This window comes from Cohnella pontilimi, assembly GCF_005049045.1.
In the GTDB taxonomy this organism is placed as follows: domain Bacteria; phylum Bacillota; class Bacilli; order Paenibacillales; family Paenibacillaceae; genus Cohnella; species Cohnella pontilimi.
The window spans coordinates 201746-221641 of the sequence record NZ_SUPK01000008.1; the positions used below are offsets into that span (position 1 = coordinate 201746).

The 19896-nt window shown below is 52.4% G+C and carries 23 protein-coding genes; 17 read left to right on the forward strand and 6 right to left on the reverse strand.

Annotated elements, in window-relative coordinates:
- Positions 1 to 4: 4 nt before the first annotated feature.
- The 8 genes from E5161_RS16735 (at position 5) to E5161_RS20900 (ending at position 5602) form a co-directional block, all read left to right on the forward strand.
- Positions 5 to 319, forward strand: a complete 315-nt coding sequence (locus E5161_RS16735) for a cytochrome C oxidase subunit IV family protein (protein ID WP_136778977.1) — start codon at positions 5 to 7, stop codon at positions 317 to 319.
- 94 nt (positions 320 to 413) lie between these two features.
- A complete protein-coding gene (gene ctaG, locus E5161_RS16740; RefSeq protein ID WP_136778978.1) occupies positions 414 to 1313 on the forward strand; it encodes a cytochrome c oxidase assembly factor CtaG in 900 nt (299 codons plus the stop codon).
- Positions 1314 to 1367: 54 nt separating this feature from the next.
- Positions 1368 to 1826 (forward strand): DUF420 domain-containing protein, encoded by a 459-nt coding sequence (locus E5161_RS16745; RefSeq protein WP_136778979.1) that lies wholly within the window; start codon positions 1368 to 1370, stop codon positions 1824 to 1826.
- A gap of 154 nt (positions 1827 to 1980) precedes the next feature.
- The gene (locus E5161_RS16750; protein ID WP_136778980.1) at positions 1981 to 2811 is read left to right on the forward strand and encodes an electron transfer flavoprotein subunit beta/FixA family protein; all 831 of its coding nucleotides are present in this window, start codon (positions 1981 to 1983) and stop codon (positions 2809 to 2811) included.
- Positions 2808 to 3842 (forward strand): electron transfer flavoprotein subunit alpha/FixB family protein, encoded by a 1035-nt coding sequence (locus E5161_RS16755; protein ID WP_136778981.1) that lies wholly within the window; start codon positions 2808 to 2810, stop codon positions 3840 to 3842. The genes E5161_RS16750 and E5161_RS16755 overlap by 4 nt, the downstream gene beginning before the upstream one ends.
- Positions 3826 to 5121 carry an FAD-dependent oxidoreductase gene (locus tag E5161_RS16760; RefSeq protein WP_136778982.1) on the forward strand — a complete coding sequence of 432 codons (1296 nt, stop codon included), beginning with the start codon at positions 3826 to 3828 and terminating at the stop codon, positions 5119 to 5121. Before E5161_RS16755 ends, E5161_RS16760 begins: the two co-directional genes overlap by 17 nt.
- Positions 5118 to 5426 (forward strand): ferredoxin family protein, encoded by a 309-nt coding sequence (locus E5161_RS16765; protein ID WP_136778983.1) that lies wholly within the window; start codon positions 5118 to 5120, stop codon positions 5424 to 5426. The genes E5161_RS16760 and E5161_RS16765 overlap by 4 nt, the downstream gene beginning before the upstream one ends.
- A gap of 14 nt (positions 5427 to 5440) precedes the next feature.
- Complete coding sequence (locus E5161_RS20900) at positions 5441 to 5602, forward strand: hypothetical protein (protein ID WP_169306724.1); 162 nt, start codon at positions 5441 to 5443, stop codon at positions 5600 to 5602.
- 37 nt (positions 5603 to 5639) lie between these two features.
- Here the strand turns inward: E5161_RS20900 and E5161_RS16770 are convergent, their stop codons facing one another.
- Genes E5161_RS16770 through E5161_RS16785 form a run of 4 tightly spaced genes read right to left on the reverse strand, consistent with a single transcriptional unit; the run spans position 5640 to position 8286 of the window.
- A complete protein-coding gene (locus E5161_RS16770) occupies positions 5640 to 6848 on the reverse strand; it encodes a glycosyltransferase family 39 protein (RefSeq protein WP_136778984.1) in 1209 nt (402 codons plus the stop codon).
- A gap of 30 nt (positions 6849 to 6878) precedes the next feature.
- The gene (locus tag E5161_RS16775; protein ID WP_246042358.1) at positions 6879 to 7226 is read right to left on the reverse strand and encodes an EamA family transporter; all 348 of its coding nucleotides are present in this window, start codon (positions 7224 to 7226) and stop codon (positions 6879 to 6881) included.
- The gene (locus E5161_RS16780; RefSeq protein WP_136778985.1) at positions 7223 to 7582 is read right to left on the reverse strand and encodes a DUF2304 domain-containing protein; all 360 of its coding nucleotides are present in this window, start codon (positions 7580 to 7582) and stop codon (positions 7223 to 7225) included. The genes E5161_RS16775 and E5161_RS16780 overlap by 4 nt, the downstream gene beginning before the upstream one ends.
- Positions 7583 to 7599: 17 nt before the next feature.
- Positions 7600 to 8286, reverse strand: coding sequence for a glycosyltransferase family 2 protein (locus E5161_RS16785; RefSeq protein WP_136779086.1), 687 nt, complete (start codon positions 8284 to 8286; stop codon positions 7600 to 7602).
- Positions 8287 to 8538: 252 nt separating this feature from the next.
- Between E5161_RS16785 and E5161_RS16790 the strand changes: the two genes are divergently transcribed.
- The 3 genes from E5161_RS16790 to E5161_RS16800 all read left to right on the forward strand — a co-directional run bounded on the left by E5161_RS16790 (position 8539) and on the right by E5161_RS16800 (position 10385).
- Entirely contained in the window at positions 8539 to 8841 is a 303-nt protein-coding gene (locus E5161_RS16790; protein WP_136778986.1) for a hypothetical protein, read from the forward strand.
- Between the two features lie 362 nt (positions 8842 to 9203).
- A complete protein-coding gene (locus E5161_RS16795; protein WP_136778987.1) occupies positions 9204 to 9866 on the forward strand; it encodes a hypothetical protein in 663 nt (220 codons plus the stop codon).
- A gap of 150 nt (positions 9867 to 10016) precedes the next feature.
- A complete protein-coding gene (locus E5161_RS16800) occupies positions 10017 to 10385 on the forward strand; it encodes a hypothetical protein (protein ID WP_136778988.1) in 369 nt (122 codons plus the stop codon).
- A 449-nt stretch (positions 10386 to 10834) separates the two neighbouring features.
- Here E5161_RS16800 and E5161_RS16805 read toward each other — a convergent pair whose 3' ends face one another.
- Together E5161_RS16805 and E5161_RS16810 are read right to left on the reverse strand one after the other, a co-directional pair.
- On the reverse strand, positions 10835 to 11785 hold the full coding sequence (locus tag E5161_RS16805; RefSeq protein WP_136778989.1) for an RluA family pseudouridine synthase: 951 nt from the start codon (positions 11783 to 11785) through the stop codon (positions 10835 to 10837).
- Positions 11778 to 13337, reverse strand: a complete 1560-nt coding sequence (locus tag E5161_RS16810) for an S-layer homology domain-containing protein (protein WP_136778990.1) — start codon at positions 13335 to 13337, stop codon at positions 11778 to 11780. The genes E5161_RS16805 and E5161_RS16810 overlap by 8 nt, the downstream gene beginning before the upstream one ends.
- Before the next feature lie 194 nt (positions 13338 to 13531).
- On the opposite strand from E5161_RS16810, the gene E5161_RS16815 reads away from it, so the two are divergent.
- The 6 genes from E5161_RS16815 to E5161_RS16840 all read left to right on the forward strand — a co-directional run bounded on the left by E5161_RS16815 (position 13532) and on the right by E5161_RS16840 (position 19812).
- Complete coding sequence (locus E5161_RS16815) at positions 13532 to 14257, forward strand: hypothetical protein (protein ID WP_136778991.1); 726 nt, start codon at positions 13532 to 13534, stop codon at positions 14255 to 14257.
- A gap of 33 nt (positions 14258 to 14290) precedes the next feature.
- On the forward strand, positions 14291 to 14710 hold the full coding sequence (locus E5161_RS16820; protein WP_136778992.1) for a GntR family transcriptional regulator: 420 nt from the start codon (positions 14291 to 14293) through the stop codon (positions 14708 to 14710).
- Positions 14697 to 15629, forward strand: coding sequence for an ATP-binding cassette domain-containing protein (locus E5161_RS16825; RefSeq protein ID WP_136778993.1), 933 nt, complete (start codon positions 14697 to 14699; stop codon positions 15627 to 15629). The genes E5161_RS16820 and E5161_RS16825 overlap by 14 nt, the downstream gene beginning before the upstream one ends.
- Positions 15616 to 16518 (forward strand): ABC transporter ATP-binding protein, encoded by a 903-nt coding sequence (locus E5161_RS16830; RefSeq protein ID WP_136778994.1) that lies wholly within the window; start codon positions 15616 to 15618, stop codon positions 16516 to 16518. The genes E5161_RS16825 and E5161_RS16830 overlap by 14 nt, the downstream gene beginning before the upstream one ends.
- Complete coding sequence (locus tag E5161_RS16835; protein ID WP_136778995.1) at positions 16511 to 17773, forward strand: ABC transporter permease; 1263 nt, start codon at positions 16511 to 16513, stop codon at positions 17771 to 17773. Before E5161_RS16830 ends, E5161_RS16835 begins: the two co-directional genes overlap by 8 nt.
- A gap of 440 nt (positions 17774 to 18213) precedes the next feature.
- Positions 18214 to 19812 (forward strand): xylulokinase, encoded by a 1599-nt coding sequence (locus E5161_RS16840; RefSeq protein ID WP_136778996.1) that lies wholly within the window; start codon positions 18214 to 18216, stop codon positions 19810 to 19812.
- Positions 19813 to 19896: the final 84 nt, after the last annotated feature.

The window sequence follows — 19896 nt, forward strand, 5'->3', positions numbered from 1 at the left end:
TCTCATGGCGAGTAACCATTCGTCTTCGGAAGAAGTGAAACGTCATCGGGTGGAAGGTCCGCAGAAGCACATCGTCGCTTTCGTGCTGTCCCTCGCGTTGACGATTATCGCCTTCGCAGCCGTAGCTGCGGGAGATATTAACACGACGTTCACTTACATTATTTTGGTGGCCATGGCCATCATTCAAGTGTTCGTGCAATTGGCTTTCTGGATGCATATGAAGGACCGGGGGCATCTGTTCCCGATCATCGCGATCGTAGCCGGTGTATTTGTCGTCTTCACGGCTGTCATCACTGCAGTGTACTGGGTTTGGTGGTAATTCCGCGGTTTTAACGAACTGAAGAGAGGCGGGCCTGTTCCGCCTCTCTTTTGAATTTTGCGGAACATGATTGGAAAGGTGGTGTCACGATTAGATGTGGGGATTGGAATATTTCTCTTTCCGCGATTTATGGAGCCCGGTGCTCATGGTCTTCATGATGGCGGCAGGAGTTCTCTATACATTTGTCGTCGGTCCTTGGCGGACGCACTTCGCGGGCAGTTCGCCGGTACCGATGAAAAAACAGATCACTTTTTTGCTGGCCGTCCTGTTGCTGTACCTGGCCCAAGGCGGTCCGCTCAGCATGCTCGGTCATATGATGTTTACGTTTCACATGACCGACATGGCGATTTCATACTTCATCGTGCCCTCAATGCTGTTGTACGGCATTCCGGATTGGCTGTGGAGATGGGCGTTCGCCCGTTCCTTCTGGCGTCCGTTGCGCTTCTTGATGAATCCGCTGTTCGGGCTGTTTTTCTTTAACCTGCTGTTCTCGTTCTACCACATGCCGAATATTCACGATTGGATCATGGTCCACTACACCGCGCACGCTTTCTTTTATGTCTTGCTCCTGATTGCGGCCATGATGAACTGGTGGCATATCGCTTGCCCAGTGCCGGAATGGTCGCGGCTCAGCTCGCTGCGGCGGCTCGGATTCGTGTTTCTTAACGGATTGCTGCTGACGCCCGCATGCGTGTTGATCATCTTTGCCGGGGAGCCTCTGTTTTCCGTGTATAGCGATCCCAACGTATGGGCGAAGGCGATGGGATATTGCGTCTCCGGAGATCCGTCGGCTTTGCTGGCGAAGTTCGAAGGCCCGGCGTTCTTCAACCTGATGTCGGTGGAGGCGGATCAGCAGCTTGGCGGGATCGTCATGAAGTTCCTGCAGGAGTTCATCAACATCGGTGCGTTGTTCGTCATTTTCATGGGCTGGTATAAACGGGATCGCGCTGCGGAAGACGATCCGTCATTGGACGATGCGGCGGAGATCGTATAAAATATAAACAGTTTGCGTGTGTATTTACATGTCAATTGGACGGGTGGTTCTTTCATGTCTTGGTATGACGTTTTGCCGGCCATCAGCACCAGCTTTATCGCCATCAGCGCCATTCTCGTGGCGATCGGCTGGGCGTTGATCATTCGCAAGAAAAGGGACGCTCATCGCAACACGATGATTGCGGCCGCAATCGCCGCTTTGATTTTCTTCATCATCTATATGTCCCGTACGATATTCGTAGGAAACACCGAATGGGGCGGACCGGAAAGCCTGAAGACCATCTATCTCATCTTCCTGCTGTTCCATATCACGCTCGCCACGATTGCCGCAGTATTCGGTATTACAACGCTGGTGCTGGCCTTCCGCGAGCGGTTCGCCAAGCACCGCAAATGGGGACGGATCACCGCCGTGATCTGGTTCGCAACAGCGATAACGGGCATCACGGTTTACATTCTGCTCTACCAGCTGTACCCCGGCGGTCATACGAAGCCGCTCATAGATGCGATATTCTGATTGGATGAGAAGGAAGCCAACTCTGAGGTAATTCGGGGTTGGCTTTTTTTCGTGCTTTGGACAATTGGACACGCAGTTCCGCATGTTCGCCAAGGTTGCCTAATATATTAGCAATAGTAGCCTAGGAACCGAATCGGGAATGGGGGATGCCGGAATGCTGCATATCGTCGCCTGCATCAAGCAGGTGCCGGATACGAAGATCATCAAGATGAATCCGAAAACGAACACAATGGACCGGTCGAGTGCACCTGCGATTTTGAATCCGTACGATTCGCACGCGGTGGAGGAGGCGGTGAGGCTGCGGGCGAGGTACGGCGGTGTCGTTTCCGTGCTCACGATGGGTCCTCCGCCTGCTGTGAAGGCAATCAAAAAATGTATCGAAATCGGAGCGGACGACGGCTATATGATTACCGACCGTGCATTCGCCGGTGCGGATACGCTCGCCACCAGCTATGCGTTGACCAAAGCAATTGAGAAAATTGCCGCCATCCGTCCGATCGACCTGATTATTTGCGGCAAAATGACGATCGACGGAGATACCGGCCAAGTCGGCCCCGGGATTGCCCGCAGGCTCGACATTCCGCCGCTGACGTCGGTCAAGAAGGTAGCCGAGGTCAACAAAGAAGAAGGGTACGTCATTGTCCATCGCAAGCTGGAAGACGGCTACGAAGTGATTCGCTCTACGCTGCCCTGCCTGTTTTCAGTTGAGAAAGAGATCAATGAAGTGCCTTACTCGTCTATGCCTAACGTGCTGCGAGCCGCTCGTTACCAGCCGCATATTTGGTCGGTGAACGATCTGCCGGATATCGACCGGACGCAGCTGGGATTGAAGGGCTCACCCACAATCGTCAGCTCGGTCTGGGCGCCGGCCAAACCGCAAGGGGGCACGATGCTCGAAGGTCCGCCGCCGCAGCAAGTTCAACAATTGCTTGATGTTGTACTCCAGCGCAAAGAATTGTTCGAATCGAGAGGGGGCGCCTCATGAATTTCGACGATTATCGCGGCGTGTGGGTGTTCCTGGAGGAGAAGGACGGCGGCATCGCTCCCGTATCGCTGGAGCTGCTGGGTGCGGGAAGGCAACTGGCCGATAAACGGAAGACGCTGCTGTCCGGCGTTCTGATCGGAGAAGGCATTACGGACCTGGCGGAAACGGCTTTCGAATATGGCGCGGACCAAGTGTTTGTCTATGATGACCCCATTTATCGTCATTACCGGACAGAAGCTTTCATGCGGGCCATGCTCGCTTGTGTGGAGAAGCATAAACCGGAAATATTGCTGTACGGCGCCACCTCGACCGGAAAAGATTTGGCCAGCGCAGTGGCGACCGATTTGCCGACAGGATTGACCGCCGACACGACCCAGTTGGACGTCGAACAGGATACGGGACTGCTGCTGGCAAGCCGGCCGGCGTTCGGCGGCAACATTATGGCGACGATTCTCTGCAAAAAGTACCGTCCCCAGATGGCGACCGTCAGGCCCAAGGTGATGAAGGCACTTCCCCGTGAACCGGGCCGCACCGGCACAATTATTGCCGAGAGCATTCCCTTGAAGGAAACCGATGTGCGGACCAAAGTGTTGGAGATCGTGCGGGCGACCACCCGGAGGGTGCGCATTGACGAAGCCGACATCATCGTCTCCGGCGGCAAAGGACTCGGCAGTCCCCAAGGCTTCCAGCTCATACATACCCTCGCCGAAACGCTCGGAGCGGCGGTCGGCGCGAGCCGCGACGTGGTGGAAGCCGGCTGGATCGGCCACCATCACCAGGTCGGGCAGACCGGTGTAACCGTGACGCCTAAAATTTATTTCGCTATCGGCATCTCTGGAGCAATCCAGCATCTTGTCGGCATGCAGAACTCCGGACTTATTATCGCCATCAACAAGGATCCGAAAGCGCCCATTTTCCAATCGTGCCATTACGGAATCGTCGGAGACGCCATGGAGATCGTCCCCATGCTCATCGAAGGGTTCCAATCCGCGTTGGGGAGAAAGGAAGAGGTCAATGCCGGAAAAGTTTGACGCGATCGTGGTCGGAGCCGGCCCCGCGGGAACCGCGTGCGCCTATGAGCTCGCCAAAGCGGGGGTGAAGGTACTGCTGCTGGAGAGGGGAGAGTACCCCGGCTCCAAAAATGTGATGGGCGGCGTCCTCTATCGTCAAATGATGGAGGACATCATCCCGGACTTCCACAAGGAAGCGCCAATTGAGCGTCCGATCGTGGAGCAGCGGTTCATGATGATGGATAAGACGTCGGCCGTCACCTTTTCGTACAAAGGCATGGAGTGGGCGCAAGAGCCCTACAACAATTTCACGGTACTGCGGGCCAAGTTCGACCAATGGTTCGCCCAAAAAGCGGTGGAACTAGGGACACTGTTGATCTGCGAAACGGTGGCGCTCGAGTGTATCGTGCAGAACGGCAAAGTCGTCGGCGTGAGCACCGATCGCCCGGATGGCGACCTGTACGCGGATGTCGTCGTGCTGGCGGACGGCGTGAACTCTCTGCTTGCCAAGTCGCTCGGTTTCCACAAGGAATTCCGGCCCGACGAAGTGGCGCTGGCCACGATGGAGATTCTGAAGCTGGACAAAAAGATCATCGAGGACCGGTTTAATTTGGAGGAAGGCCAAGGCTGCACGATCGAGCTGTTCGGAGACGCGACCAAGGGCATACTCGGCACCGGCTTTCTCTACACCAATAAAGACACGCTCAGCCTCGGGGTCGGAACGTTACTTTCCGGTCTCATCAAGCATAAAATAAAGCCTTACGAACTCCTCGAATATGTGAAAAATCATCCGATGATTCGTCCGTATGTTCAAGGCGCGGAGCCGCAGGAGTATTTGGCGCATCTCATTCCGGAAGGCGGTTACCGGTCCATGCCTAAAGTGGCCGGCGACGGCGTGCTCGTGGTCGGGGATGCGGCGCAGCTCGTGAATGCGATCCATCGCGAAGGCTCTAATTTGGCGATGACTTCCGGCAGGCTGGCGGCGGAGACGATCATCGCCGCGCGGGAGAGAGGGGACTACTCCGAGCAGGCACTTGATGCCTACCGGCAGAAGCTGATGGACAGTTTCGTAGGACAGGACATGAAAAAGTACAAGGACGCTACGCACCATTTTGATAAGTTCCCGCAATATTTCGAGCAGTACATTCCGATGATGAACCGGGCAGCCAGCAAAATGCTTACGGTCGACGGCACACCCAAACGCGAAAAGCAAAAACAGATTTGGCGCGAGATCGGACCGGCGAAGGAGAAGTTCAAAATTGCCCGGGACGTGTACCGGGCCTGGAAGGTGATGAAATGAGCGAGACGCAGGCGGCGCCCGCTAAAGCGGCGACCATCGAAGAGAAGCAGTACTTGCTGCGCTTTAACGCGGATACGCAGTCTCACCTCCACGTCATGGATCCCCAAGTGTGCCTCACCAGCTGCCCCGATAAAATATGCACCATTTTTTGCCCGGCGGAAGTGTACAAATGGGAGGATATCCGCATGCACGTCGGCTACGAAGGCTGTCACGAATGCGGAAGCTGCCGGATCGGCTGTCCTCATCAGAACATCAAATGGGTATATCCCAAAGGCGGTCACGGGATCGTGTTTCGACTCGGCTAACGGGGGTGACGGGCATGGCGTTGCTAAATGTCGGCGATCAGGTGGTGTACGTACCGGACGGCTCCAAAGGCATCATTCTTGAAGTACAGGAGAACCTGTATCACATCGTGTGGGAGGACCATTTCAGCAGCTGGGAGCGGGGCGAATCGCTGCTCAAGCAAGAAGCTCCGCCGTGAAATGGAACGAGGCAAAGAAAGAAGCGGTCCCGTGAGTTCACGAGAACGCTTCTTTTTTTGCCGCTATGCGGGATAACGGCGATAGGGCCATCCGGCACACGCTCACGGCCGCGTAGGCAGAGAAGAGGATGATCAGCGGCATGACGGTGAAATTGTACCGGTATTCCGGTATGAACAACAGCCGAACGCATGACATGACTGCCACGACAACGAACAGCAGCGTCAACGGTTCCCGCCATTTGCGGAGACTGAGCAGCATGCCTAGCAGTCCCGAGAAAATCAGGAAAAGATGATAAAAGTTTCGCTTAGAAAGAACATCATATTGGGGACGATGTCCGGCGCCAAAGAACGGTTTCCCGTACGTATATTCCAGCTTGCCGATCGTAAACCACTTGAGGAACAGTCCCGTGTGCTCCGTAAATCCGACTCTCAGTCTTTCAATAGCCACCTGCTTCTGGGTTTTGCCGTGCCGGTCGACGAGCCCGTCATCCCAGTTTTTGTACGGATACGTTCCGGCCGCGAAAGGGTTGGTCTGCGTAGCCGTCAAGACGACCCGATCCAGGCTGACGAGATTACGAATCCACCAGGGAGACATGATAAGGGCGAGTCCGGCCAGGGTGACAGCTAGAGGCTTCCAAAAGCGGCGGTCCTTCGTCTGAAGCCAGTAAAACAAATATAATGGCACGAATAACGGCATGAACTCCGGACGGATCAGCGCCGTGGCGCCGAGCAGCAAACCTGCAAGGAGTGCGTGTCTGAGTTTGCGGGATTCAAACGCGATCAATTGAACATATAAATAGGCGGTGAGCATGAATGTCGCGGGAACCTCGGTAAGGATTGCGCCGTTCGTCCATACGAAAGAAGGATACACGGCGGCGAACAAAGCAGTCAGCAACGCCGTAAGATCGCCCGCCCAGCGCCTGGCCATCAGGAAGAGCAGAACGAGGGTGCCCATGCTGAGCGCTGCATTTAAGTATCTTAAATACGGAAATGGATCGTGTATGCGGTAATCGACCATTTTGTACACCGCAGCCATAATGAGCGGATAGCCGGGCGTCACTTGGGCGTTCGGCTTCGTATCTTTATAGGCGTATGTGCCGGTCTCGATCCATTGGCGTACCATGATGTCATAGTTATACGTATCGTGTGGGATGACATGTTGAACGGACCGGAGGAAATCGATGCGTAAAAAGGCGGCAAGCAGCAAAACGAGTGCAAAAGCAGCCCAAAGCCATTTTTTATTCATGAAGGTTGACCTCCAACATCCAAAGGGGCGTTATTTCCAACTGAGCACGGTGATGCCGGCCAGAATCACGAGAGCGCCGAACCAACGATTCGGCGGAATGGTTTCATGAAACAGCAGCAGAGCGGCCAGAAGCGCAATAATGAAGGCAAAGCTCTGCAGAGGATAGGCAATGCTCAGCGGAAGCCGCGATAAAACAAAAAGCCACACCACGGTGGCGATGCCGTAAATGACAATGCCCAGTAAAATGAGCGGGGAGAACATCACCTGCAGCCAGTTGTCCGCTTGCAGACCGCCCGCTTTGGAAAGACCGATTTTCCAAACGATTTGACCGGTCACGAGAAGCACGATATTCAGCAGCAGGGCGGAATATATCATCATGGCCGGTCGGCTCCTTGCTCATATTTCTCCAGATCATGCTTCATGATTCCAAGCTCCTGGGTCAACCGGACAATGCGTTCCGCCAGCCGGGAAACGACCACCGTCAGATGAAGGATAAGCAGCAGACAAAGCGTAATGCCCACAAGGAAAAGCAAGGAAGGCGCATATTTGAAGCCCAACAGGGCGGCAGTCGTATCGAGCAATTTCGTGTTCAGGGAAAAAACGAGGATGATGGCACAAAAAAACAGCCACAGCAGCGAGTATTGTTCTCTTAAATACCGCCTGCGAATTAGCTGCAGCACGAGTACCAACAGCGCTAGGCTAAGCGCCATGGTAACGATTTGAACCTTCTCCACCCGGAATCCTCCTTTGTCTAGCGAAAGCTTTTCATCATGATGGAGAGCGAAACTTTGACCATATAATATACCGACTTCAAAGAAGTGATGGACGAGCGGCCGGATTGGCGCTGTTCCATCTCGACGGGTACCTCCTTGATGCGGAACTTCTCTTTTTTGACCAGGATCAGAGAATCGACCTCCGGATAATCGGTGGAATAATCCTCTGCAAACATCTCGATCACTTTACGGTTGATCGCCCGGAAGCCGGAAGTGACATCTTTGAGCGGCTGGCGCGCGAATAAGGTGACGAGAGAAGACAGAATGACGATGCCGGTACGGCGGCCGGCGGAAGAACGGTAGCCTGTTCGTTCGACGAACCGCGAGCCTACGACCATATCCGCTTCGCCGAGACGAATCGGCTCCAAAACTTTGTCCAGTTCCTCCGGTTTATGCTGTCCGTCGGCATCCACTTGAACCGCCGCGTCGTAGCCTCTGGCGGCCGCATAGCGATAGCCGGTCTGTACCGCTCCTCCGATGCCCAGGTTTTGCGGGAGGGTGATGACATGCGCGCCTGCGGATTTGGCCACTTGCTCCGTGCGGTCGGACGATCCGTCGTTCACGACGAGGACGGTAAAGTCGGGGTGGAGCTGCAGAATTCGGCGAATGACTTGAAAAATGCTGCGTTCTTCGTTATAAGCTGGGATAATAATACATACGTTCATCTTTTCCGAGTTCAAGAACACTGCCTCCTTCGACCCACTACCTTTCACTATGTACCTTAATCGTCAGAGCATTGTTCTCCAGTTATTTTTTTTATGTTAAGTTCCTGATTGGAATTTCTCGAAAAATGTACGGAGAAAGGTACATAAACATTTAACCTTATTTTGAGGGAGTAGAAACCTAAAATGCCGCTCACATTGGAGAAGGAGGTTGATCATGATATGTTCAGAGGCCGGATAAGAGGGGTAATCCCGATGATTATGCTTGCGGCGGCGGTCTTGGTGTCATGCGAGAAACCGGTCGACAGGGATGTGCCGGCATCGGCGAAAGTAACCGCGTCTTCGGCGGTTTCGGTTGCATCCGCCGCCCACAATTGCCGCAAGAGTGCTTGGTTCAATTATGGAGTAGTGCGCTCGCGAAGCTGTCGAGAACCAACGGAAAAAGCCGGAATTAAGACTGGTGAAATGAACGGTAATAGGAGCAAGAGCGGTGGCGTTCCGATTCTGGTGAATGTGAATAACCAAGCAAGACAGAAGAAACGGGAGATCGTCTTTTGATCAGAACGTACGGTTTTTTCGAATGTTCCACGAACACAAAAACGCTCTTCAGGGCGTTTTTTTGCGTGAATATGGGGATCGGGCGCTCGGACTTTCGGTTGAAAACCTGAGGGATAAAACAGCCCTAAATCATCGACTGAATCCGACAGGATTATCTGACAATTATAGACTAAATTGCTATTGTTAATATTTTCAATTGAGAGCAATATGGAGCTGTAGCCGGCAAGTTACTTAAAATTTAATACTAGACAAGAGGTGGTAGGAAAACGTTTTAAGATAGCAATACCCGAGAGTATTTGTGTCGAGCGAGGTCGGTCGTGCAGAAATGTTCGCGGTACAATAAAATATTGGAGGGATTAATAATGAAATTTATGAAACAGAAGTTACTCGCCATGGTTGTGCTAGCGATAATGACTGTGCTTTCCCCATTATCTGTATTTGCGTCCACTATAACTCCGCAGACAGTCAACCCTGGTGCTGTCGCTGAATTGACCATTTATGCTGTTTCTGATTCACCAGCTGGGAATCCAGCTAGCGATGATGGACATGCTTGGGTAACTATTACCAACTACAAAACAACAAGTATTACTGTTGGCACGTTACCAGGTATTGCGCAATATAAAACGGTTTCGGTTGGAACATGGGGTAATAAGAGTGAACATAGTGGGGTATGGTATAATTTAGAATCCAAATTCAATTTCCAAGCGCATTCAACTTACAGCGGCCGTGTATCTCTTTCAATGGACCTAGATTCTGGTCAATTGAGTACTGTAAATAATTACATTGCTAGCCATGATTATTATACTGGTTTACTTAACTGTTCATCCTTTGCGCAGGATGTTTGGAACTCAGTGGCCCCTTCAAATATGCAAGTTAGTAACGGCGCACCGCTTAATACACCAACAGCATTGCGAGATTCCATCAAGTCAAAGTCTGGATACATCACGAACCGTTCCATTTCGTATGACTATCTCGTTTATTATGGCAATGGATATGCATCTCCGATTCGCAGCACACAATATTAATCAATGTTAGCTAGTAAGACATCTAAACTGAATTGTGGCGCAACTTTAAAAAATTAAGATTTTGAGACACCTCAGGCTGGTACGATCGCGATGCGATATACCATATAGAGGTGTCCTTAATCTTTTTAATTGGATCAGAGGTGAAAATATATGCCTATATACAAGAGAAGGATCATTTTAGCAGTTATTTTAGCTCTGTTAGTGTTAGTACTTGGATTTGTTTTTTTATCGTTTGTCTCGAAGGTAATAAATCCAAACTATGTGGTTATAAGAAACATTCATGTGAGTGCTAAGGAAACTGTTATAGCAGGAAACTTTGCCGAGAGTGCCGCAAAATACACTGGTTATACCGTTAGTAAAAAAGACAAAAAACTATATATTAAAATAAAAGCAAGCTCCTTCGCTTTCGGTAATAAAAGCGATACTTTTAACATCACTATAGATAGAACGAAATATGGAGAAGTAAACGAAGTTTATCTGAGTAATGGATCCATACAACGAAAAATATGGCCGAGTTAATTTGGTTCAAATTTAGTATAAGGGAGGTACGATTAACATCGTATCTCCCTATTTTTATTTGCATGAAGATCATGGACATGTCCATTCATTCAAGACGAATTCGCACGCTTGTTCATAAAATAAGTCATTAGGTATGAATGGCATACGTAACATCGGACTCGACAACGAGATCGACTGCGTGGACTTCTATAAACCAAAATGCAGGGGATATCGGGTATAAAAGGTGCTTTCGTGTGGGAGTTACAGAAAAAGATAGAAGGCGGGACAGGAAACCCGTTAGAAAACAACACGTGAGTTTTCTAATGATGAGGGTCTGATCGGTAATATTCATCGATCTTTGGATGTAGCAATCCCCAGAGGGGATAATCGCGGAGGAGCCGGATGCGACGATCCGCACGTCCGGTTCTGTGAGAGGCCCATGTAATTGCGCATGAGCCTACTCGATTTCTTTAAAACACACTCAAAAAGGCTTTCGGCACCGGAGACTCGAACCGCATCAGTTGCCCGGTCGACGGGTGCACGAAGGCGAGCACGCTGGCGTGGAGGCCGAGCCGGCCGATCGGCTTCGTCTTGGCTCCGTATTTCTTATCTCCCGCGATCGGATGGCCGATGTCCTGCATATGCACGCGGATCTGATTTTTGCGGCCGGTTTCCAGCCGGACCTCAAGCAGCGAGTACGTCTTGCTCGAACGCAGCACCTTGTAATGTGTCACCGCATGCTGACCGTCGCCCGGTGTCGGACTGGAGTACACCTTCAACGCCGCGTTGGCCTTCAGCCAGGATTCGACAGTGCCTTCCGGCTTGCGAACCTGACCTTCCACCAGCGCCGTGTAGGTGCGTTCGCGGACAACCTCATGCCAATCTGCCTGCATTTTTTGCTGAACCTGCTCGCTTCGCGCGAACATCATGACGCCGGAGGTATCACGGTCCAGCCGGTGCAGGACGAAAATCCGGCTGCGCGGATCCTGCTTGCGCACGTAGTCCGTCAGCTGCCGGTATGCGGTCAGCTCTTTCTCCTCGGCCGTGGCGATCGACAGCAGCCCGGCGTCCTTGCGGATGACGATGACGTCCTCATCCTCATGCAAAATCGCCATCCCGACGAATCGCACCGTCTCAGGCGGCTTTCCCTTGCGCACCGTGACCTCGTCGCCGGGCTGAAGCGGATGATTGTAGGCGGTGACGTTTTTGCCGCCCACCGACACTTGCCCGCGGGAGAGCATCGCCTTGACGGCGTTTCGTCCTTGGCCGGGATGTACGCTGAACAGAAAGGACAGCAGCTCCGCCGGTTCCCGTACCGTGAAGGAGCGGGAAGCTGGAGCTCCGCCTGGCGGCGTTCGGCCGGCGGAAGTTTTCGTGCTGGGATTTCGGCGTTTCAAGTGGCGTCCATTCCTCTCACACAGGTAAAGTAAATTTCGCGTCGAGCGCGTTCTTGATAAATTGCACCGCTTCCGCCCTCGTCAAGTTATCCGAGCCTTTATAGCCTTCCACCGTGGCGGCGGTTTTGCCTTTGGAGTAGCCTTTGTCCAGTATGTACTGAATCGCGGCATTCCCTTTCAGGGGGTTGCCTGCTGCCGAAGCAAGCAACTCGGCGACGGAGGTGCGGTTGATCGGCAGCGACTTGGACTTGGCTTGGATCAGGCCCTTCAAGCTGAATCCATGCAGCAAAGCGAAATTGTAATAGCCATCCGACCATACGGAGGTTCCTGCGGTGTCGACTTTGGCTCCGTTCGCTTTACTGAACATGGCGAGAAATTCCTCTTCGCTCACCTTGTTCTCGGGTTTGAAAGTTCCATCCGGGTATCCGCTCACAAAGCCGGCTTCTGCCGCCCAATCGATCGTGCTTCGCGCCCAATGGCGCGACGTGTCGGTGAACTTAGACGCCGGTTGTTGCGGGTCCGCTTTGGCGCTCATGAACCGAACGGTGTAAGCGATCCGCTTGGAGGAGCCGTCTATCCCCTTCAGACCTTCAATCTGCACCTGATAGGTGTCACCCGCGCTATACTTACCTACTCCGTCGGGACGGAAAATGACCGCAGGGCCGGTGCCATAATTACTGTTCTCTACGTTAAAATAAGCGCCTTTGGCGGTGACATTGCGGTTGGCCGCGCCAAGCTTCCATGTTTTGCGGTCGCTAAGACGTAAGACCGTTACCGATACGGAGTCCGGCGAAAGCTTGCCGTACTCTTTCGGATTCAGGCTCACGGACCAGGCATGATCCGCTTCGAATACCTCGACGGGAAACGGTCCCTGCGCAGGGTAGGCGATATAGTGATAGTCTACCGTTTCCGTACGGCTCTTGTCGAAAATTTTCAGCGCCGTATAACTGAATTCGTCCTTCCCTTTCGCCAGTCCCATTCCCACCTTCTTAAGCGGCGGATTAAGGATCCAGCGCCGGTGTCCGACCCGATCGAGGTTCGTCGTATCGGAGTCGTCCATATACGATTGAACCGAATGGAACAAGATATGATCATTATATCCATAGGAAGCGTAAATATTGGAGGTGCTCGTCGCTTCGTAGCCTTTTTGATAGAATTCGTCCGTCATATTTTTCGGCTGCGGCGGTGTATGGCCGAAGTTGCCCTCGGACGCCAGCAGCACCGCCCCGTATTGCGCCTTCAGATTGAGGTCGCCATCCGCCGACAAATCCGCGGGCAATCCACTGATAAAGCGGTAAAAGTTGAGCGCGTTGACGCCGTCCTGCACATACTCGGGACGAAGGGACCCCGGGGTATACGGACTGGCCACCGAAGGCGCCGTTATGTACGGCTTGTTGAAATCGGCTTTCGGGTTCATCGTTTGCTTCCATAAAGAGGCGATCTGCTGCGCGGTACGGACGGGGAGTCCGCTATCCGTTTCGTCAGCTGCGGCCGAGGCCGGATTCAAATTCGGTAACGCCAGAATCGAAAATATCATCGTGAAGATGGCAGTTCTAGCGGCGAAATTTCGAATCATGCTGTTTCACTCACCTTTCTTGTGGGTAAAGCGTGCTGTGATTCTTCTATTCTACTATTTTTCGACTTCCACCCTACCCATTCGTGATAGAATTGACGATTAAAAAAGTTTAATGTATAGTGTGTATATCTACATACACACCTGAACAATTTTGTGCCGACACGAGAACGAGCGGCATAGAGGAAAGGAGCCCTATGACCGGTTGGAAAGCGGTATGGACGATTGCCCGATTCGGTTGGAAAAGAGATTGGATCGGCGTGATGATCACCTTCCTGTTCGCCATGTACGTGGGAGGATCCATTGCGTTCAACCTGCAGTATCTGCTTACGGAGAACGAGCCCCTATGGGCGATGAACATGCTGGTCGATTGGCTTTACCTGATGACGTTTCCCGCTTTCGGGTGCTTGATGAACCGCACTTCTTTCGCGATTTGGCGCGATGACGTCTATACGAGGAGAATCGCTCATTGGCGCACGATGCCCATTCCACTCGCGTCAATCGTGCAAGCGCGGTTGCTCCAATCCGTGTTTCAGCTTCCGCTGATCGGCTTTCCGTTCTTGTTCTTACAATATGCTCTTTCGCCGGGGCTGCAGGAACTGGTTTCTCCGATGCAGTTGGCTGCGGTGGGTGTCATCTGGATTTGCTATTCCGTTGTGGTGAATACCGTCTTGGTATGGCTGGAGTTGAGCACCAGTGGTAAGCGGTATGTCCAAGGCTACCTGATGTTTATCCTCCTATGCGTCGCTGCCGCTGTGATTTGCAGATTGGCGGATGTGCAATTGTTTCGCGAAACCTTAAAACTGATCGAGTCCGGGCAATACGGCTGGCTGCCGGTGTTTGCCGTGATAGCGGGCGCTTGCGGGTATGCCGGTTATCGGATGACATTGAGAACAATGCGGAACAGACCTTACGTTTTTTAAGGGAATGCCGTAGTGAAGAGAGGAGGTGGCCCTGTGCGGCTGCCGATCCGCATTGACGAACAACGGCCGGAACCCCTCTATCATCAGATCGAAGTGCAGCTGCGCGGGCTCATCCTGGGCGGAGAGCTGCAGGAAGGGACGGCGCTTCCGTCCATCCGGGAGCTGGCGGTTTCCTTAAAATGCAGTGCGATTACGATACGGCGGGTGTACCAGGATCTGGAGCATGAAGGCTTGATCCGTACGCGTCAAGGAGCGGGTACATTCGTGGCCCGGGTCGAGACGGCCGAATTGGACCGTCATCGCGTAACCCGCGTGATGGAAGAGCTTGAGAAGGCGGTAGAAGCGGGTCTCGCGCTCCATTGCACGATCGAAGAGATCGAGGATGCTTTTCGACAGATTATGAGGACCAAATCTTCTGAGCAAAGGGGAGATTCCGAAGATGACCGGGAATAAAGATCAGCGGGCGATCCGTCTGGAAGGTGTGAGAACACAGGGAGCCGGCCATCCGCTCGGCCCACTGGATGCCGAGATCCCAAGCGGTCTCGTCACGGCGGTTGTCGGTCCGAACGGATCCGGCAAAAGCACGCTGTTCCGCACGCTGCTCGGATTGGAGCCGATCCGGGAAGGGGCGGCCTTTGTACTGGAGTCTCCGGTGCTTCCGGATTCGTCCGAAACCTATAAAGCGAGAATTGGCTTTCTGGCGGAAAATCCTCACCCCGGAGACGATCGCCTGACGACGCGGGAGAAAGCGAGTTTTGCTTCCTTGTGGTACCCGGACTGGAACGAAATCCGTTACCGGGAGCTGCTCAGCCGGTTCGGCATTGACGACACCGTGACGTTGTCCAAGTTGTCCAAAGGCATGCGCCGCAAAGCAGAGCTGGCAGTGGCGATGGCGCATGAGCCGGAGCTGCTTCTATTGGATGAACCGTCATCCGGTCTTGATCCGTTCGCCTGGAAGATCATGCTGGAGGAGCTTCAACGTTACATGGAACCCGGCGATCGCACCTTGCTCCTATCTAGTCACGTAACGGAGGAAGTGAAGCGGATGGCAGACTGTATTTTGTTTATGAACGGCGGCCGGATTCTCGGATTGTTCGAGAAAGACCGGTTGTTCGACGAATGGCGGTCGCTGCTCATTCGCGGACCGGCCGGGGGCGAGAAGGACTTGGAGCTGCTCGCCAAGCTCCCCGGGTGGCGTCAGGCTTCCTACGCCGGTTCAGGCCTTTGCCGGGTCGAAACCGACGCGATGGGGAAGGAAGACGGGTATTTGCAGTCTTGCGGATTCCATGTGCTCGAAAGCCGGCGCATGGAATTGGAAGATATATTGAACTGTTTGATTGTAAAGGAGGACAACAACAGTGAATCCGCTTAAAGTGGAACAGGTCGTCAAGCAGTACGGCGACAAAACGGCTGTAAACGGACTGAGCTTCGAAGTGTCGGAAGGCGAAATTTATGGCCTGCTCGGCGCGAACGGAGCCGGCAAAACGACCACGATGCGCATGATCCTCGGACTCATTTTCCCGGATGACGGGGACATTCGGTATTTCGGCAACATCTACAGCCAGGAACAGCTTTCCATGCTCGGCTATTTGCCGGAAGAAAGAGGCATGTATCCGAAAATCAAGGTGAGCGACCAAATCATCTACTTGGCCCAGCTTCGGGGCATGTCCCGCAAAGATGCGGAGACCAATTTGAAGCATTGGCTCGACAAATTTCAAGTGCCCGAATATTACGACAAGAAGATCGAAGAACTGTCCAAGGGCAATCAGCAAAAGATCCAGTTCATCGCCGCAGTCATTCATAAACCGCGCATACTCATTTTGGACGAAGCATTCAGCGGGTTGGACCCGGTTAACGTGGAGCTGCTGAAATCAACGGTGAAAGAGCTGCGCGACAACGGCACGAGTATCGTATTTTCGACTCATCGTATGGAACATGTGGAAGAGCTGTGCCGCAACATCACGATCATGCATAAATCGAAACCGGTTCTTCAGGGACCAATTCGGGAGATCAAGAAACAATTCCCGCAGGAGCGTGTGATTCTATCCGCAGAAGGTGAAGTTACCGGACTGGAAGCCATCACCGGTGTCACCCAAGTGGTGCGGCAGGAGAACAGCTATGAATGCACGGTGCAGTCGCCTGACGTTGCCCAGCATATTTTGAAGCACGCGCTCGCACAAGGGCCTGTCCGCCGGTTCGAGTTGATGGAGCCGACATTGAATGAAATTTTCATCCGAACGGTAGGTGAGCGCCATGAATAAACTCGGGACGGTTATTTCGTTTACGCTGCGGAACAAGTTGCGAAGCAAAGCATTTATCATCTCGACTGTGGTCCTTATGCTTCTCGTCATCGTCGGCGGCAACGTGCCGTATCTGATCAACAAGCTGGGCGGAGAAGACAAGGCCAGCCAAGTCGGTTATGTAGCAGGACAGTACCCGGACATCATTCAAAAGCTGCAAATCCAATACGCTGCCCAACCAGAGCCGGATGTGGTGCTGCAGAACTCTGCGGACGAAGCTCAACTCAAACAATGGGTGGAAGATGGTACGCTGACCGGCTACCTCACGTTCCAAGAGAATAAGGAAGCTGGGTTCCCGGATGTGACTTACCACGCGAAGAGCGCTCTGGGCTCCGGCACTTCACGGTCTTTGTCGGCCACGCTTCAAGCGGTGAAAGCGCAAATGGTCGTGGAGGACGCCGGATTGACCGAAGCGCAAATCAAGATGCTTCAGACGCCGGTTCAGTTAAAGAATGAGCAAATCAGCCTGACGAACGGCACAGGCAAAACGGAAGAAGAGCAAAATACCGCCATCGGTTTGACCTACGTCGTCGTCATTCTGCTCTTCATGTCGGTCATGATCACGGGACAGCTCATTGCCACGGAAATTACCGCGGAGAAGAGCTCCCGGGTCATGGAGATCATCGTGACGAGCGTATCGCCGCTTACCCAGATGTGGGGCAAAATTATCGGCATGTTCGTCGTTGCCGTACTGCAAATTGCGGTCATTCTAGGCGCCTTGACGGTCAACATTAACTTGCCTCACAACGCAGAGGCATTTCGAGCGATGGGGATCCGGTTGGATACGATTGATCCGACGATGATCGTCTATGCGATTTTGTTCTTCCTGGCCGGATTTTTCATGTACGCCACGCTGTTCGCAGCCGTCGGCTCGATCGTCAGCCGCACGGAAGACCTCGGCCAGGCGGTTCTGCCGATTACTATGTTGACGCTCGTCGGATTCTATGTCGCCATGTTCGGCCTGACACATCCGGAAAGTCCGCTTATCGTGATATGTTCGTTCATCCCGTTCTTCTCGCCATTCTTAATGGTGTTAAGGGTAGGGCTGGCGAATCCGGGTTGGTGGGAAGTCATTCTGGCATTCGTCATCCTGATCGTCTCCACTTTGGCGATTGGCTGGCTTTCCGCCAAGATCTACCGCGCAGGCGTGCTCATGTACGGCAAACGGCCGTCGCTGAAAGAGCTTGTGAAAGCGATGAAGGCTTATAAGGTGTAGTTGCGTGATTAACCTGGACCGTAAAGCTTCTGTAGCTATAATCCGGGACCGGGGTCGTCAAGCACAAAAGGCAGGTACACGCATTCGCGTACCTGCCTTTTCGATCGTCCCGGCTTTCCCCGGTTCCATTCTTCAGGTCTTCCCAACCAGTGCCAAACCATGTACCTCCCCCACATGCAAATGCCGTGACGCCTAGTGAATCGCGTCTCTTCATAAGCATTACGCACATCCGCCGTCGGCCAACCCTGTATCACAAAAAAAGGGGGCTGTCCCAAAAAGTCATAAACTGGCCTAGAGGGACGGCTCCGTTTTTTTGTTCCGGAAACAAAAGAGACCATCTTTTGGTAAAATGTATATAAAACATTTCCGCACATTGGTGGAATTGTGCATACCCGCAGGCGCGTACTATGGCCAAACCAAATAGCTAGGGAGGGATCCTCTTGAGTCATGACGTGATAAACGAAATTCAAAACGGAAGAACCACGCTTGGAATCGAGTTCGGTTCCACTCGAATTAAAGCCGTCCTTATTGGCAATAATCATATCCCCCTCGCATCTGGCAGCCATGATTGGAAAAATAGCTACTCGAATCAAATATGGACTTATACATTAGAGGATATCTGGAAGGGCTTACAAGATAGTTATCGGAAGATGGCTAGCGATGTAAAGCAGCAATACGGAATCACTTTACGGACAGTCGGAGCAATAGGGTTCAGCGGAATGATGCATGGTTATATGGTTTTCGACGAAGCCGGCGAACTTCTTACTCCATTCCGTACCTGGCGAAATAACATTACTGAGCAAGCGTCGAAAGTGCTCAGCGGTTTATTCCATTTCCATATCCCTCAACGTTGGAGTATTGCCCATCTTTATCAATCGATCTTGAACGAGGAAAAGCATGTAGCCGATATTCGATTCTTAACCACGTTGGCGGGATACATCCATTGGAAATTATCAGGCCAGAAGGTAATAGGCGTCGGCGAAGCTTCCGGCGTTTTTCCGATCCATACTCATACCAAGGATTACCATTCCGCGATGGCGGAACAATTCAATAAGCTAATTGCATCTTACAAGCTTCCGTGGAAGCTTGAGGATATCCTCCCTAGCGTATTGGTTGCCGGCGAGATCGCAGGCTCGCTTACCGAAGAAGGCGCTAAGTTGCTAGACGTAACGGGCGAACTGCAAGCGGGAATTCCGCTTTGTCCGCCGGAAGGAGATGCCGGAACAGGAATGGTCTCAACCAACAGCGTCGCGAGGCGAACTGGTAATGTATCGGCAGGAACATCCGTATTTGCTATGGTTGTCCTCGAGAAAGAATTATCCAAGGCTTACGAAGAGATCGATCTCGTGACAACTCCGTCGGGCAACCTGGTTGCGATGGCGCATTCCAATAACTGCACCTCCGACTTAAATGAGTGGGTCGGCTTGTTCGGCCAGTTCGCCAAAGTCATGGGGATGGAAGTCGACGCGAATAAGCTTTTTGGCACGTTGTACAACCTGGCGCTTCAAGGCGACCCGGATTGTGGCGGACTGTTAGCATATGGCTATCTTTCAGGGGAACACATGACTCATTTTGAAGAAGGTCGTCCGTTGTTCGTGCGTTCGTCGGAAAGCCATTTCAATCTGCCTAATTTCATGCGCGTTCATTTGTTTACGGCCCTCGGAGCCTTAAAAACGGGCATGGATATCCTTCTCAAACAAGAAGCCGTGAAGCTGGACGAAATTTTAGGACATGGCGGATTTTTCAAAACCGTCGGCGTAGGGCAAAAGATTATGGCTGCAGCACTTGATGTTCCAGTGTCCGTTATGGAAACAGCAGGAGAAGGCGGAGCATGGGGAATAGCTTTGTTAGCTTCTTTCATGCTTAATCGGACAGACAATGAAACGTTGGAAGAGTATTTGAACAACAAAGTGTTCTCAGGAAAAGCCGGAGTTACAATTCAACCAGAACCTAAAGACGTACAAGGATTTGAAACGTTCATGCAGCGTTACACCAGGGGGCTCGCCATTGAGAGAGCCGCAGTTGAATATTTGAACTAGTTTTTGTCAATGTTGCTCATATCGCTAGGATAGAGGTTTTTTAATGGACCTATACTCGAGTTAAAGACACTTGAAAACATAAAT

Coding starts and splice junctions, on each gene's coding strand:
- E5161_RS16735 (WP_136778977.1), top strand. CDS start 5: ATGGCGAGTAACCATTCGTCTTCGGAAGAAGTGAAACGTCATCGGGTG.
- ctaG (WP_136778978.1), top strand. CDS start 414: ATGTGGGGATTGGAATATTTCTCTTTCCGCGATTTATGGAGCCCGGTG.
- E5161_RS16745 (WP_136778979.1), top strand. CDS start 1,368: ATGTCTTGGTATGACGTTTTGCCGGCCATCAGCACCAGCTTTATCGCC.
- E5161_RS16750 (WP_136778980.1), top strand. CDS start 1,981: ATGCTGCATATCGTCGCCTGCATCAAGCAGGTGCCGGATACGAAGATC.
- E5161_RS16755 (WP_136778981.1), top strand. CDS start 2,808: ATGAATTTCGACGATTATCGCGGCGTGTGGGTGTTCCTGGAGGAGAAG.
- E5161_RS16760 (WP_136778982.1), top strand. CDS start 3,826: ATGCCGGAAAAGTTTGACGCGATCGTGGTCGGAGCCGGCCCCGCGGGA.
- E5161_RS16765 (WP_136778983.1), top strand. CDS start 5,118: ATGAGCGAGACGCAGGCGGCGCCCGCTAAAGCGGCGACCATCGAAGAG.
- E5161_RS20900 (WP_169306724.1), top strand. CDS start 5,441: ATGGCGTTGCTAAATGTCGGCGATCAGGTGGTGTACGTACCGGACGGC.
- E5161_RS16770 (WP_136778984.1), bottom strand. CDS start 6,848: ATGAATAAAAAATGGCTTTGGGCTGCTTTTGCACTCGTTTTGCTGCTT.
- E5161_RS16775 (WP_246042358.1), bottom strand. CDS start 7,226: ATGATGATATATTCCGCCCTGCTGCTGAATATCGTGCTTCTCGTGACC.
- E5161_RS16785 (WP_136779086.1), bottom strand. CDS start 8,286: ATGAACGTATGTATTATTATCCCAGCTTATAACGAAGAACGCAGCATT.
- E5161_RS16790 (WP_136778986.1), top strand. CDS start 8,539: ATGATTATGCTTGCGGCGGCGGTCTTGGTGTCATGCGAGAAACCGGTC.
- E5161_RS16795 (WP_136778987.1), top strand. CDS start 9,204: ATGAAATTTATGAAACAGAAGTTACTCGCCATGGTTGTGCTAGCGATA.
- E5161_RS16800 (WP_136778988.1), top strand. CDS start 10,017: ATGCCTATATACAAGAGAAGGATCATTTTAGCAGTTATTTTAGCTCTG.
- E5161_RS16810 (WP_136778990.1), bottom strand. CDS start 13,337: ATGATTCGAAATTTCGCCGCTAGAACTGCCATCTTCACGATGATATTT.
- E5161_RS16815 (WP_136778991.1), top strand. CDS start 13,532: ATGACCGGTTGGAAAGCGGTATGGACGATTGCCCGATTCGGTTGGAAA.
- E5161_RS16825 (WP_136778993.1), top strand. CDS start 14,697: ATGACCGGGAATAAAGATCAGCGGGCGATCCGTCTGGAAGGTGTGAGA.
- E5161_RS16835 (WP_136778995.1), top strand. CDS start 16,511: ATGAATAAACTCGGGACGGTTATTTCGTTTACGCTGCGGAACAAGTTG.